This is a genomic window from Paenibacillus sp. J2TS4, from assembly GCF_018403245.1.
In the GTDB taxonomy this organism is placed as follows: domain Bacteria; phylum Bacillota; class Bacilli; order Paenibacillales; family NBRC-103111; genus Paenibacillus_L.
The window spans coordinates 144,718-158,072 of sequence record NZ_BOSH01000003.1 but is presented as its reverse complement, the minus strand read 5'-3'; the positions used below and the strand labels follow the sequence as shown (position 1 = coordinate 158,072).

At 47.7% G+C, this 13,355-nt stretch carries 17 protein-coding genes; 1 reads left to right on the top strand and 16 read right to left on the bottom strand.

Translation table 11 applies throughout. The annotated features are described in order from the left end of the window. Window position 1: 1 nt before the first annotated feature. Genes bshA through KJS69_RS08080 form a run of 6 tightly spaced genes read right to left on the bottom strand, consistent with a single transcriptional unit; the run spans window position 2 to window position 4,157 of the window. Window positions 2-1,177, bottom strand: coding sequence for an N-acetyl-alpha-D-glucosaminyl L-malate synthase BshA (bshA, locus tag KJS69_RS08105; protein WP_213583234.1), 1,176 nt, complete (start codon window positions 1,175-1,177; stop codon window positions 2-4). A 55-nt stretch (window positions 1,178-1,232) separates the two neighbouring features. Further along, window positions 1,233-1,931 carry a bacillithiol biosynthesis deacetylase BshB1 gene (gene bshB1, locus KJS69_RS08100; RefSeq protein WP_213583233.1) on the bottom strand — a complete coding sequence of 233 codons (699 nt, stop codon included), beginning with the start codon at window positions 1,929-1,931 and terminating at the stop codon, window positions 1,233-1,235. After that, window positions 1,928-2,353 (bottom strand): methylglyoxal synthase, encoded by a 426-nt coding sequence (mgsA, locus tag KJS69_RS08095; RefSeq protein WP_213583232.1) that lies wholly within the window; start codon window positions 2,351-2,353, stop codon window positions 1,928-1,930. The genes bshB1 and mgsA overlap by 4 nt, the downstream gene beginning before the upstream one ends. 57 nt (window positions 2,354-2,410) lie before the next feature. Next, window positions 2,411-3,214: a 4-hydroxy-tetrahydrodipicolinate reductase gene (dapB, locus tag KJS69_RS08090; RefSeq protein ID WP_213583231.1), complete on the bottom strand. Its 804-nt coding sequence runs from the start codon at window positions 3,212-3,214 to the stop codon at window positions 2,411-2,413. Next, window positions 3,207-3,761 (bottom strand): tetratricopeptide repeat protein, encoded by a 555-nt coding sequence (locus tag KJS69_RS08085; protein WP_213583230.1) that lies wholly within the window; start codon window positions 3,759-3,761, stop codon window positions 3,207-3,209. Before KJS69_RS08085 ends, dapB begins: the two co-directional genes overlap by 8 nt. Window positions 3,762-3,818: 57 nt before the next feature. Beyond that, a complete protein-coding gene (locus KJS69_RS08080; RefSeq protein ID WP_249730425.1) occupies window positions 3,819-4,157 on the bottom strand; it encodes a nucleotide pyrophosphohydrolase in 339 nt (112 codons plus the stop codon). Window positions 4,158-4,444: 287 nt separating this feature from the next. Between KJS69_RS08080 and KJS69_RS08075 the strand changes: the two genes are divergently transcribed. Beyond that, window positions 4,445-5,308 (top strand): YitT family protein, encoded by an 864-nt coding sequence (locus tag KJS69_RS08075; RefSeq protein WP_213583228.1) that lies wholly within the window; start codon window positions 4,445-4,447, stop codon window positions 5,306-5,308. A 39-nt stretch (window positions 5,309-5,347) separates the two neighbouring features. On the opposite strand, the gene KJS69_RS08070 is transcribed toward KJS69_RS08075, so the two are convergent. The 10 genes from KJS69_RS08070 to KJS69_RS08025 form a co-directional block, all read right to left on the bottom strand. Next, window positions 5,348-6,205, bottom strand: a complete 858-nt coding sequence (locus KJS69_RS08070) for a sporulation protein YpjB (protein WP_213583227.1) — start codon at window positions 6,203-6,205, stop codon at window positions 5,348-5,350. 39 nt (window positions 6,206-6,244) lie between these two features. Beyond that, on the bottom strand, window positions 6,245-6,904 hold the full coding sequence (locus tag KJS69_RS08065; RefSeq protein ID WP_249730424.1) for a DUF1405 domain-containing protein: 660 nt from the start codon (window positions 6,902-6,904) through the stop codon (window positions 6,245-6,247). Window positions 6,905-7,020: 116 nt separating this feature from the next. Next, window positions 7,021-7,899 (bottom strand): menaquinol-cytochrome c reductase cytochrome b/c subunit, encoded by an 879-nt coding sequence (locus KJS69_RS08060; RefSeq protein WP_213583226.1) that lies wholly within the window; start codon window positions 7,897-7,899, stop codon window positions 7,021-7,023. A 71-nt stretch (window positions 7,900-7,970) separates the two neighbouring features. Continuing rightward, window positions 7,971-8,642, bottom strand: coding sequence for a menaquinol-cytochrome c reductase cytochrome b subunit (gene qcrB, locus KJS69_RS08055; RefSeq protein WP_213583225.1), 672 nt, complete (start codon window positions 8,640-8,642; stop codon window positions 7,971-7,973). A 19-nt stretch (window positions 8,643-8,661) separates the two neighbouring features. Next, on the bottom strand, window positions 8,662-9,204 hold the full coding sequence (locus tag KJS69_RS08050; protein ID WP_213583224.1) for a Rieske (2Fe-2S) protein: 543 nt from the start codon (window positions 9,202-9,204) through the stop codon (window positions 8,662-8,664). A 208-nt stretch (window positions 9,205-9,412) separates the two neighbouring features. Then, on the bottom strand, window positions 9,413-9,859 hold the full coding sequence (locus tag KJS69_RS08045; RefSeq protein WP_213583223.1) for a DUF2487 family protein: 447 nt from the start codon (window positions 9,857-9,859) through the stop codon (window positions 9,413-9,415). Further along, entirely contained in the window at window positions 9,849-10,373 is a 525-nt protein-coding gene (locus KJS69_RS08040; protein WP_213583222.1) for a gamma carbonic anhydrase family protein, read from the bottom strand. Before KJS69_RS08040 ends, KJS69_RS08045 begins: the two co-directional genes overlap by 11 nt. An 85-nt stretch (window positions 10,374-10,458) precedes the next feature. Beyond that, a complete protein-coding gene (locus KJS69_RS08035; RefSeq protein WP_213583221.1) occupies window positions 10,459-11,586 on the bottom strand; it encodes a hypothetical protein in 1,128 nt (375 codons plus the stop codon). Between the two features lie 230 nt (window positions 11,587-11,816). Next, window positions 11,817-12,440 (bottom strand): anti-sigma factor family protein, encoded by a 624-nt coding sequence (locus KJS69_RS08030; protein WP_213583220.1) that lies wholly within the window; start codon window positions 12,438-12,440, stop codon window positions 11,817-11,819. Then, complete coding sequence (locus KJS69_RS08025) at window positions 12,440-13,030, bottom strand: RNA polymerase sigma factor (protein ID WP_213583219.1); 591 nt, start codon at window positions 13,028-13,030, stop codon at window positions 12,440-12,442. Before KJS69_RS08025 ends, KJS69_RS08030 begins: the two co-directional genes overlap by 1 nt. Window positions 13,031-13,355 lie beyond the last annotated feature (325 nt).

Here is a 13,355-nt window from a genome sequence, read left to right as displayed (position 1 = left end):
ATTACCCCATGCACAGGTTGTTGAGATCCAGCTCCAGTTCAGGTGCAGCGCGTCCCAAAACCCGGTAATAAATTTGTTCATATTGATAAGTTATAAGATCATTGCAAAATGTATTTCTGGCACGATACAAACAAGCTTCTGTGAATGACCGGTACAAAGCTTCGTCGGTTAATAACCGCAGCACCCCTGCCGCCATTTGCTCCGTATCTCCTATGGGCGCCAAATACCCTGTTTCCCCGTCTGTGACCAACTCCGGGATTCCCCCGGCATGCGAGCCAACGGTAGGAACTCCACAGGCCATCGCTTCCAGAGCGACCAGACCGAAGCTTTCCTTTTCCGAAGGAAGAAGCATAACGTCAGCCAAAGAAATGACCTGCGCAACGTCATCCTGCTTGCCCCAAAAAAGAACCCTGTCAGATAAGCCAAGCTCTCTTACTCTGCATATGGCCTTGTTCAAATCCGGGCCTTCGCCAACAAATAATAGCTTGGCAGGCACTTTCCGCTGTACCCGCTCAAAAATGTCGATCACGTCCAGAACTCTTTTGACGGGCCGGAAATTAGAAATATGGATCAATATTTTTTCATCCGGTTTGGCGATCTCTTTTTTCAAACTGGAGGCATCCCGTGGATAATACACTCTTTTATCTACAAAATTATAGGTTAGATCCATTGGGCGATCAATAAACAGCGTCTCCCGGGTCTCTGCAATCAAATCTTCGGAAACGGCGGTCACCGCATCGCTCTTGTTAATGGCATAGCGAATCAAATCACTTAACGATTCATCATGACCGAGAACGGTAATATCCGTCCCGTGAAGAGTGGTCACCACCTTCAGATGCTCCCCGACCATCTGTTTGGCCAGCAAAGCGCAAACCGCATGAGGAATCGCATAATGGACGTGCAGTAAATCGAGCTGCTCCCGCTTCGCTACCTGAGCCAGCTTGCTTGCCAACGAGAGATCATAGGGCGGATAACGAAACACGTAATAATCGCTAACCTCTACTTCATGATAAAAAATATTTTTATCAAATTTACCCAAACGAAAAGGAATGCTATGCGTAATAAAATGAACCTCATGCCCTTTCTCCGCCAACAGCTTGCCGAGCTCGGTGGCGACAACGCCCGAACCGCCCAAAGTCGGATAACAAGTAATACCGATCTTAAGTCTGTCAGTCATGGCTCAGCCTCCTTTCCAGTATCATCCATCCCATTCATGTTTATTCCGGAAGGCTTCAAAATAGATTAACGATTAGCGGAAGCTTGCTTACGAATCCTTCAGCATAAGGGACCAGACGTTTTTGTCCGAGCAGGCGATCCCTCGCCTCTACGTTATCTAAATATCCTTGATTAAGAGGAGTAGCCACTTGGCCTCGTGACGGATCGACCGACTCGAACTGGGAACGATAAGCCATTAGCGCCGCTTTCTTTTTGGAGAATTGAGCGGTAATATCCACCATAACGTCGGCTTCGTATGCATCATTAATGAAGTAAAAATAAAGCTGCTCCACCTGATGAGGCTTAGTTTCCGGCAAGTAATTCCGAAGCTTGGCGCTAAAGACCGCCTCCTGAACCATATGACTGCATTTGACATGATCAGGATGCCTGTCCTCCCAATAGGGGCAAAAGACGACTCGCGGCCGATATCTGCGAATCGCCAGCGTAATTTCGTCGAGCTGCTCTTTTACTAACTGCAGCCCCCGGTCCGGCAAGCCCAGATTGGCCCTTACCGACAGACCAAGCACTTTGGCGGCCTCCTCCGCTTCCTTTTTACGGATTTCGACGGTTCCGTTGGATGACATCTCCGCAAAGGTTAAGTCACAGATCCCTACCCGATGACCCGCCTCCACCTGCTTGGCAATCGTTCCCCCCATCCCGATTTCGGCATCATCGGGATGCGCTCCAAACACTAATAAATCCAAGGGCCTGGTCATAGCTCCCCCTCCGATTTATACTTATGGACAAGCTCGCGCCATGCAAAATCTCCCCGATCCAGTGCCCTCACCAGCAATTCTGCACTGGCTACATTGGTCGCTACCGGAATTCCCTGCACATCGCAGAGACGAAGCAAGGCAATAATATCCGGCTCATGAGGCTGCGCCATAAGCGGATCGCGCAAAAAGATAAGGAAGTCCAATATATTTTGCGCCACGAGAGCCCCAATTTGCTGGTCCCCGCCTAGAGGCCCGGACATAAAGCGATGGATCTTCAATTTTGTGTTGTCCATTATTTTTTGTCCGGTCGTTCCGGTAGCATAGAGCTCATGGTCAGCAAACACGGATTCGTAGGCAATAACAAAGTTGACCATTTCTTCTTTTTTACGGTCATGTGCAATTAGTGCAATATGCAAGCTCATGTTGACACTTCCCTCCGTTAGCTTTCTACTATTACTGACGCTGCAGATTATCCCCGCTTATTCAATAAAATGATCAAAGCCATATACGATGCCGTCCAGCTCCAACGCTTTCTTGACAGCCAGATTCACACCAGGCATATAGCCGGCACGTTCGTAAGAATCGTGGCGAATTTTTAACGTTTGTCCGAAGCCTCCAAAGATAACCTCCTGCTGGGCAAAAACACCGGGCAGACGGACACTATGTATCCTGAACCCATCATAATAGCCTCCCCGGCTGCCCTCAATCGTCTCTTCTTCGTTAGGATTTCCCTGACGCAGCTCCTGACGATTCTGCGAAATGAGTTCCGCTGTCTTGACTGCGGTTCCTGAAGGAGCGTCCAGCTTCTGATCTCCGTGATATTCAATAATCTCGACATGCGGCATATATTTGGCCGCTTGAGCTGCAAATTTCATCATCAGGATGGCCCCAATAGAGAAGTTAGGGGCTACGATGCCGCCAATGCCTTCCGCTTTGCAAAGCCTGTCCAACTCCTCGATATCTTCTGGACTCATTCCGGTTGTCCCGATTACGGGACGCACTTTATGTTTAATGGCAGCGCGGGCATTTCCCATTACTGACTGAGGGATTGTAAAATCCACCATTACGTCGGGCTGCCCCTCTACCAGCGCCAGCTCCAAATCTCTAGTTAAGCGGACTCCACAAGCTTCCTTGCCCACTAATTCCGCTGCATCCCGTCCCTCCGTTGAATGATCGACGGCTGCGACCAGCCGCAGCTCCGGATCTTCCAGCACCATCTTCACAACTTCCCGGCCCATCCGGCCGCTCGCTCCTGTCACGGCTACTTTAATTTGCTTATTCATTAATTTCACCTTTGCCTTTCTTTAACGTCCATGATTTTTTCAAATATTGATGCAGCTGTTGTTCATATTCTTTCTTAAGCTCCATGCCAGAAGGATTGGATGGATCCAGCTTTAATGCTTCGGTAACGGCCTCCAACGCCGAACAGAAGTCTTGAATATCAGCATAGGCCATAGCCAACAGCAAATAGGCTTCCTTTGACAACGGATCCAAGTTGACAGCCTGCTTAAGCAGCAGGATGGACAAATAAGCTTTTTCACGGCCTTCTTCCAATAAATTTTGTGCTTTCTCCACATTTTCCTTAGCTTGAAGACGTTCCAGATGAGATCGATACGCTTCGTTATTCGGATCCAGCTCCGCCGCTTTCGCAGCATGGATAGCCGCCTGGGCGAACCGGCTGCTGCGCATACAGGATATCGACAACCGGTAGTGATACTCCGCATGATCCGGAGCCGCCGCCACCGCTTGCTCAAACCAGGCAATGGCCTGATTAAAATCGTGAGCGAGAATCGACTCGTATGCCTTTTGCATCGCTTTATGTCCATTCATGCGTTCCCATCCCTTCCTAATGCTTCACGGATGAAAGGTGATGGTACAGCATATGTATTATTGATTTTCGTTGTTAATCGGAGTCCATCGATTCGCATCTCTCGTTTGGAACTTGTTCAGCACTTCATCATGAGCCTTGGTCAAGTCAATACCCAATGAGTTAGCAAAGCAGATCAGAATAAACAACAGGTCGCCAAGCTCATTTTCTATCGTATTTTCTTCCTCTGTCGGCTTTTTGGGCTTTTCTCCGAATTGATGATTCACTTCCCTGGCCAATTCGCCGACTTCCTCGGACAATCGGGCCAACAGCGAAAGAGGACTGAAGTATCCTTCTTTAAATTGAGAGATGTAACGATCCACCTCGTTCTGTATTTCTTTTAAGCTTTTTTCTGCCAATCTAATCCCTTCCTTTTCCCACCAGTCGATATAGCGGGGTTTCATGAAACCGCGCAGTATTGCAGTCCAGCTAAAATACATGTTATCGCAAAGCGGTCATGAAGACAAATCATTTTTAAAATAACCCCTCAACCGCGTTTAAATATGCGGAAAATAAATCCGAAGTCCCTTGCACCTGGCATGGAAGACGGTGGATTAAATTTCCTTTGGATTTTTATGAGTCCACAAAAAAAGGGTATAATGAACTCATATCGTTCATTGACCCCGGAGGAGGCTTGCAGCCGGTTATGATGAAGTTCAGTCTTCCTTACCGCAACTTATTTCCCATAATGCTCGGAACAGCCGTCTATGCCTTTGGTCTTCACTATTTTGTCATCCCCAACGAACTGATGGAAGGCGGCATGACGGGCGTATCTCTGTTGATTAATTACGCGCTCGGGATTCCCCCTTCCATCACCACCCTGATCCTTAACGTACCTCTATTTCTAATCGGCTGGAAAATATTCGGCAATCAGGCCATGGCATTGACGGTGCTCGGAACTTTATTCCTCTCCCTGTTTCTGTGGATCATGGAGCTGCTCATCGGCTCGGGTTGGATCGTTCCCTTGGCCGGTCACGACTACTTCCTCGTTACGCTTTATGCTGGAGTCACCTTGGGGACCGGACTCGGGATCGTTTTTCGCTATGGCGGCACTACCGGGGGCTCGGATATTTTGGCCCGGATCATTAATAAGAATAAAGGATGGAGTATGGGACAGATCATTCTGGCCATCGATGTCCTTGTCATCGGCTCCTCATTACTATATATTCCGAAGGAAAAAGTGCTCTACACGATAGTGGTCGTTTTTATAGCGTCCAAAATGATTGATTTCATTACCGAAGGAGCCTACGCCGCCAAAGCTTTTACTATCGTAACCGAGAATGCGAAGCCCTTGGCCGATGCCATCACCAGAGAATTGGAACGAGGGGTGACGATCTTCCCAGCCAAAGGAGCTTATTCGCAAAATAACAAAGAAGTATTATATTGCGTCATTGCCCGCCAAGAAGCACGAAGATTGAGAATGATCATTAAAATGGTCGCTCCCTCTGCGTTTATTATCGTTACCGATGTGCACGATGTCCTGGGCGAAGGGTTTAAAGAAGAGGAGTAGTGTACTTTCTCTCCTATTCTTTTCTAACTATTTTATCGATCAGCGGTCTCTGGGAACTCGGGCGAACCTTTTGTCCGAGTGGAACATTTTCCAGGCAACGAAGCCTAAAACCGTTAGAATGATCGCCCCCATCGCTGCCGACCAGAGAATAGGCTCTTTGCCGTCGCTCATCGGAAGATAGGCCGTTCGATCATCATTATTGTAGAAGACTTCATCCATTGTACTTTCCAACGATTTGACTGCTGACATAACCTCTGTATAGGAAATGGGAGAGGCTTGCATTTGATGCTTGATAAAAGCAAGCAATGAATCCAGCTTCTCGACATCCGCTGCTTCGCGACTGACCAGAATGGAGGCGCGTATAGTCTCGTATCGCTCCTCTACCTTCCATAACGAATCGGACAGCTCTTCATTCTGCTGGCGCCCGGCAGCCAGTTCCATTCGCCGCAGCTCGGACTTCATCCCTTTATTGAATTCCAGCCACATCGGAGCGTTGGGATGAGTTAAAGCATCAGTCACCAAGCGAATTTTGACGGTTTCACGCATGAGCTCCTCCGGAGAAGTCTGCAAGGAATTAAATGTTCGCTTGGCCTGTTCGACGGTGTCGATCAAGGCGTTCATCCCTTCCAGTGTGGCAATGCCTGCGAATTTGATCTTCGGCAGTTGATCGGATATATCCGCCAGCTTCTCCTTGCCTCCTTCAATATCGCCGGAAGCGGTCTGACGATACATGTCGTCCGCCAACCGATTAACCTGCTCCAGCTTGGCTATCTCCCGCGAATCGGGCCTGTTTAACGAATCGTCCGGAGACGGCTGGGCTTGTCCACAGCCGGTCATGCCAACGATCACGATGACACATCCTATCAATAAAGCAGCTATTCGTCCATTAATAAACATAGGACATCCCTCCTATCATCATGATATGGAGGGATGTCCCTATTTAGACCCAGACTTGCGTCTTTTTTTGCTCCATCCGATCCATCCGAACAGAAGCAAAGTAAACCAGCTCAGCCCCCAGGTAAACGCAGCCACCCCATCGATATGATCCTCCAGCGGCTTCGGTAACCAAGGGTAGATAATATACGTATAATCGACATAATCGTTGCCAAGCACCCATAGAGCTGCTAACAACCACGAAATCGGACGTATCTGAAAAAATCGGGCAAACAGAACGGCTTCCACGGCCATCCCCAGGTGTGAACCGATCAGCATCCAATCCTGCCAAACCATCGGCACCCCTTGATAAGCTCCGGCAAATATCATCACGACGGCCCATATCCCGTATTTGAAGGAAGTGATGACGGCAACCACCTCAATGATTCGGCGCAGAGGCGAACGGGTCGGCTTGTCCTTTTTGATGTCCCGTAACAAGTAAATCAGAGCCAGGGTAAAAAACAAACTGGACGTCGGACTGTCCGGAACGAGCAGAATCATCCAGATGGGCCGGTTGGCAAATGTATAAACAAGCTGTTCCCAATACCAATAATAGCCGTATACGGTTCCTAAACAGTTGATCCAGAACAAGCTCCACAGCATCCATGGAGAGGTCAGGAAGGAACGACTGACCAGGGTAGTCCAAGTGAGTCCGTTTGGCAAACGGCCACCTCCTTACTCCATACTATATCAACAGGGACAAGTCTTGAGAAAAGACTCGATTGTGGTAAAAAAACCTGACCTCATCAATGCTAAGGTCAGGTTTTTTAAAGTACATTTTATTGAGCTTTTTGTTTAGCAAGCCAATCTGCCAGAGTATCGATATCGGCATCGGTCAGCCCTTGAGCGATATTCGCATCGTATTGGGCTCCCATTCCGCCTTTACCGTTCTTGATGATATCAAGAATTCCGGCTTTGTCGTACTTGTCTCCGATTCCGAGCAGAGCAGGCATCGCGCCACCGCTCAAATCGGCCTGGTGACAGCTTAGACAAGTAGCTTTCGCATAAATCTGGGCTCCTTCACTGTCTGGTTCCACAATAGGCACCGCAGCGGTTTCCGGTTTCTTACGGATATCAGGCTCGCGACCTTCTTCCTTAGCCGCTTTCCTCTCTTCCTCCGCTTTAATATGGTCCGGAACGAGTCCTTGTCTCTCGAGCTCCTTCGTATAGTGATCCCACGAGAAAACCGTCAAATAAGTAACGGCTGCAAGCGAAACCAGCATTAAGGAAGAAGCAATCGGTCTTCTGTAGAAACGTCTTTCCTTGCCGGTATCCAGGAACGGCGCCAATAACAAACCGCCAAACATAATACCAGGCACAATAATCGTTCCGAGCACTACATATTGATCAGAAGTATACGGATATTTAAGCAATTGATACATAAATAAGAAATACCAGTCCGGCATCGGAATAATCGCCGTATTCGTCGGATCGGCAGGATAACCGAGCGGCGCCGGTTCTGACATGACCAGGACCAGGATGCCTACCAAAAAGACGACCGCAACCATCCATTCCTTCAATAAGAAGTTGGGGATGAACGCTTCCGATTTACCGGGATAAGAGGTATAATCTTGCGGATCCGGTCGGAATTCTTTTTTGCGAATACGCGAATCGCCGACATATATTATCTTTTCATTAGATTTAGGACCATGGGCCACGCTTTACCCCTCCTTCTTCGGCTTCGCACAACTTTCTCGGTGCTGATAAAGTGGACTTATTCGAATTCACCTTATAGCGGACCTGCAATTCCTTGCCTGCGGATCATAAAGAAGTGAGCCGCGATCAGGCCTAACAATACAGCTGGCAGGAAGAATACATGCAGTGCGAAGAATCTTGCTAAGGTTTGGGTCCCGACTATGTCGCCCCCTTGCAGGAACGTCTTGACATATTCTCCGATAAAAGGTGCGTTTTCCGCAATTTTAATACCTACTTGTGTAGCGAAGTATGCTTTGTTATCCCATGGCAGGAGATAACCGGTAAAACCAAGACCAAGCATAACAAAGAAAATTAGCATTCCCACTACCCAGTTCATCTCACGAGGATTCTTATACGAACCTGTGAAGAATACCCGGAGAGTATGTAGGAACATCATGACGATAACCAGACTGGCACCCCAGTGATGCATGCCGCGGACGATAACACCAAACGCCACTTGATGCTGCAGGTAATCAACGCTATTGTACGCATTAACGATATCGGGCACGTAGTACATGGTCAAGAACATGCCGGACAAAATTTGAATTACCGTAACAAAGAACGTCAATCCGCCAAAGCAATAGACGAAAGCGGAAAAGTGATGCGCAGGGTTAACGTGCTCCGGAACTTCATGGTCCGCTATATCCCTCCACATCGGTGTTATGTCAAGGCGTTCGTCAATCCAGTTATAAACACTTTTCAGCATTTAATAGCACGCCTCCTTATTAGACTAACTCGTTCGGATGCAGCTTGCCCAAATAGACGAAGCCGCCATCGACTTTGACCTCATACTGGTCCAATGGTGCAGGCGCCACCGCAAGGTTCTTACCTAACTTCGTATAGTGAGCGTCATGACATGGACAATAGTATTCATTAGGAAACTTCGGATTATTCCAGTTGACCGTGCAGCCCAAGTGCTTACAGGTTGGATTCAAAGCAAAGATTTCGCCGGAATCATCCTTGGCAATCCAGGCTTCAATGGTCGGCGTACTTTCATACCATCCGTCCACCTGATTAACAGTGAATTTGAAGGATTGAGGCTCGGACTGAATTTTGCTCTCTTCCACTACCTTGACCCAATCGGCTTCCCCTTTCGGCTGCAAAATTGGATCGACAGCAAAACGGATCATTGGAATCAACGGTCCGGCAGCCATAAAAGCGGACGTACCCCCGAGTGCATAACTCAGGAATTGGCGGCGTGACATTTCGCGTTTAGGTCCGGTCTGCTTCACTGGAAATTGGGTTTCCTGATCTTTGTTCTCGCTCATGTGCTGGTTCTACCCCCTTTAGCCATATATCTCACGTCGCAATCGACAAGTCATTACATAATATACTAGGACATAACCTATAATAGCTCACGACCATGGGGGCGTCAAGAACGATACTTGTCCGTTGCCCGGTGGTTTTATAGGGAATAAAGAAATAATTAACGAATTTGTCACATATTCGATCGAATCCCTTTTATCGTTCTCCCGATTAGCCTTTCTCATTCATCGGTTTCTCAGAATCTGGAGTGCGGGCCCAGCAGGTTTCGATCAATTGGCCAATTCCGCCGCGGCCGTTTTTGGCTTCCTTAGCAGAAATAAATAAGTCCGCTTCCTCGAAGTAATGATCATTTAACCGCGGGTCGGCGGATATTAGAATAAGATAGTGAAAGCCGACATCCTTAAGCTTTTTGCATACCGTATTAATCTGTTCGACGAATGATTCCGCCTCACCCATATAATGAAGGGCGGGATAGGTAACAATTCTTCCTTTGTAGGGAATTTCAATCCAATCCATTGTATCTCTCAGCTTCTCCAATGCGTCGGTTGCCTGCCAGGGGGTCTCATCGCCGGTTAATCCGGTAATCGGCAGCAAGCAAGTATCCAAATACGGCTTGAGTTCCTCCCATTGCTCCTTTTCAATTTCACTAAACTTCATGGAAGCCCTTCCCCTCCCTGTATTCTTTTCCTTTTTCCACATAGCCCTGCATCGTTCTCTTCATCCGTTCCAGATCGGCTTCTGTCAGTTCCCGAACGACTCTCGCAGGCGTTCCTAACGATAAGGTATAGGGGGGAATAATCTTATTCTCCGTTACGACGGACCCGGCCCCAATCATGGAGTACTCGCCGATCTGAGCCCCGTTGAGCAGTATAGCCCCCATACCAATCAATGATCCGTTGCCGATCTCGCAGCCATGGATGATCGCCCCGTGTCCTACGGACACTTCTTCACCTACCAGCAACGGCTGACCGGTATTGACATGTCCGATGCAGCCGTCCTGAATATTGCTTCGTCTCCCTATCCGGATAGGGGCCAGATCTCCCCGCAAAACCGTATTGTACCATACGCTGCATTCTTCATCGATCGTTACATCCCCGATAATGTGAACTCCTTCCGCTATAAATACGGTTGGATGCAATACCGGAAAAATCCCCCGATAATCATGCTTCATTCGCTTCCCTCCAATTCTGCCACGTCAAGACCGGTATTTAGCTCAATCCCATATTATGATTTCGGGAGTGATTGTAGCAATCCCGCTATGGCTTGTCAATCGGCAAGTCGATTTTCTCTTCCTCGCGTACATAGGTCCCCTTGATTACTCCGCTGCCCAGCTTGGTCAGCATGATGACCTGACCGCATCCATCCTCTTCTCCGATTTTTAACAGGCCTATATGCATCATCATACGGATTATCCGGTTGTTCAGTATAGACTCTGCGGAGTCATAATAGAATGGTTTAATTAAAGGAACGAGCACTTCCTGCAATGAGTCTACGGTCACCCATGAGGCGGCCAGCTTGTCTATCCATTGTACAATCGCCTGCAGGTTAGGTACAGCACTCTTATAAAGCTTCAGCCAGAATTGGTAGATCGACCGGACATCCTCCGTACCGCCTTGCTCCAATCGCTTTCGGCCCTCGGGAGTCAACTCCAGCTGCTGCCCCTCCTCGGAAATCAAATGATGGAAATAACAATAGTCGTACAAAAGTGAGAAGCGATCCGGATACTCCTTAAATCGCCGTCCATAACCAAACCTCCATGCCGTTCGGCCAATAGGTTCCTCCTGAACGGCCAAACTGTCCAGCATCTGCTGCAGGTTCCGCTTATAAATATATCCATCGGCAGACAGCTGGACGTCCTGCTGGAATAAATAACGCAAAAAAGAAGATACGTCAGCACTAAATAGAGACTGCTCGTCCCGGTAAACCGAAGGATCGGCCTGTGTATAGTGCAATCTGGCGGCAAATTGCTTGGCCAGGGCGTCCCCGATTCTCCGTTTTAAATCTTGAGGAACTTGAAACAAATACTTCGTTTGTTGGGAATGACCGTTAAATAGCCAGCCTCTTTGCTTAAATTTAGCGATCATTTCCCGCGGATTCCATTCGGAATCCTCTTCTTTCATAAACCGGGTCTGATTTACCCGGGCCAGCAATTCCTCCAGGCTGAATAAATCTCGCCTTTCAAACAGCAAGGAATTAATAAAGCGGATATCCTCCAAAGAGAGCTCGACGACCTGTCGTTCAAACACGTCTTTACGCCCAACGCTGGACAGAATCGATTGAATTAATTCATTTTTGGAATTGGTGCTGCACTCGCAGGAATAGGTATTGGCAATTTTGCTCAACTCCCTAATATCCGCATAACTTAACATATCTGCCAGATTCATTTCGGCAAGCCCCCGTTCACCCTTTTTTTGTTAGTATGAACGGTTTCTGACAACATATTCCTTCTGGCGAATGAATAAAAATCAAACGCCTCATTTTCATACAGGCTGTTCAAATCTTCCCGGTGCTAAAAAGCTGATTTTTGAATTCTCACAAAACACCGAAGCTATTCCATGAAAGAAAAATAACGCCCCCAAAGTAGAGAGCGTCATGATCTATAACATTGTTGAAGTTAGGCTCTGGTTCTAGACAGCCAATTCATAATTAGCAAGGCAGCAATGAGCCCAAGAAAAGAAACGACCAAAAAATAATCAGGGTACGATTGGATGGGCCCAAGCTTGAGCGGTTCGATTACCATCTTCCCGTAGGACACGTTAGATGACAGAGATTGCAAATGCATGGAAGGCTCGGCAGAATTGCCTGCCGCGCTGACCGCCTGATGGAATCCAAAAACTCCGCTGTCCGCTTGACTATCCGGTGATTCCCGATTGACCAGGGAATACAAAAAGCTGAACATAAATAAAGCCAAACAGAACGAGATAAATGCGGTCAGCTTCCGTCTGACCTTATAAGAAATGGAGTAAATCCGATCAGAGACAGGCAATCTCCACGATTCCTGCTCATAAATCCGGGTCATGACTTGACTGGAATATTCCGATCGTTCGACAGCCGCCTCACGGACCTGGTTGGACATCTCCGCCTCAGCAATCCATTCAGCGCTATCGATCCATATTTTTAGTTCTTGCTCGCAATCCGTACAATGCTTGACGTGCTCCTCCACACGCAATCGTCGTTCATCCTCTTCAGGAAGTTCTGTATACATCTCTAGCCATTCCTGAATGTCAGCACATTTCATTAACGATTCATCCCTTCACAATCAGTCAAGATGGGATCAAGAACGTACGGCTCTAATTGCAGTCTGACACTGGCTCTTGCACGAAACAGGAGCGACTTCACGGCACTGACCGTCTGGCCAAGGATATTGGCGATTTCCTGATAATCCAACTGGTCGTATTCCCGTAAAATAAGAGCGGATCGCTGCTTATCCGGAAGATTATTAATGGCTTTGCGCACCATAGAAACCTTCTCATTACGCAGGGCTGTCTGCTCGGGAAGCGTATCTGAAGCAGCCTGCGGCGTATGCCCGCTTTGCTCCAAAGATACTTTGACCGTCTTATGCTTGCGAAGCTCGCTTAGCACCGTGTTCCGCGCAATCGTATATAACCAGGTGGAAAAGGATGCCTCCACTTCGCGAAAAGTCGACAAGCTCCGGTAGGCTTTGTAGAAGGACTCCTGGCATAAATCATCGGCCATCGCTTCCAATCCGGCACTCTTAAGCATATGAAACACAAAAGCGTAGATTTTGCGTTCATACCGCTGCATCAATTCTGCATAGAGTTCTACGTTTCCGTCCTTAATTTCTCTAATTAACTGGGAATCGGTCATTACAAACGATCCTCCTTGCGATCCTCGTTCGTTAATCCCAGCCCTTAACATGTTGTACTCTGCTGGGTATGAAAAAGTTGCGCACATCCGATTAAATACTTACGCTGTACTTCCGCAAAAATGACAAAATGTTCCGATCCCACGCTTTATTCGCATGCGGAAAGGAATCACATTCAAAATCGGATAGAGCAATTATAATAAATCGTTTAAACTATGGGAATGGCCGTTTAAACTAGGGAAACCCATTATACAAAACCGGAGCTATAAGTACCTGACTATAAAGTATTCGAGGTTGCTCCAATAATTCCTTCTTTTTCGCCAACAA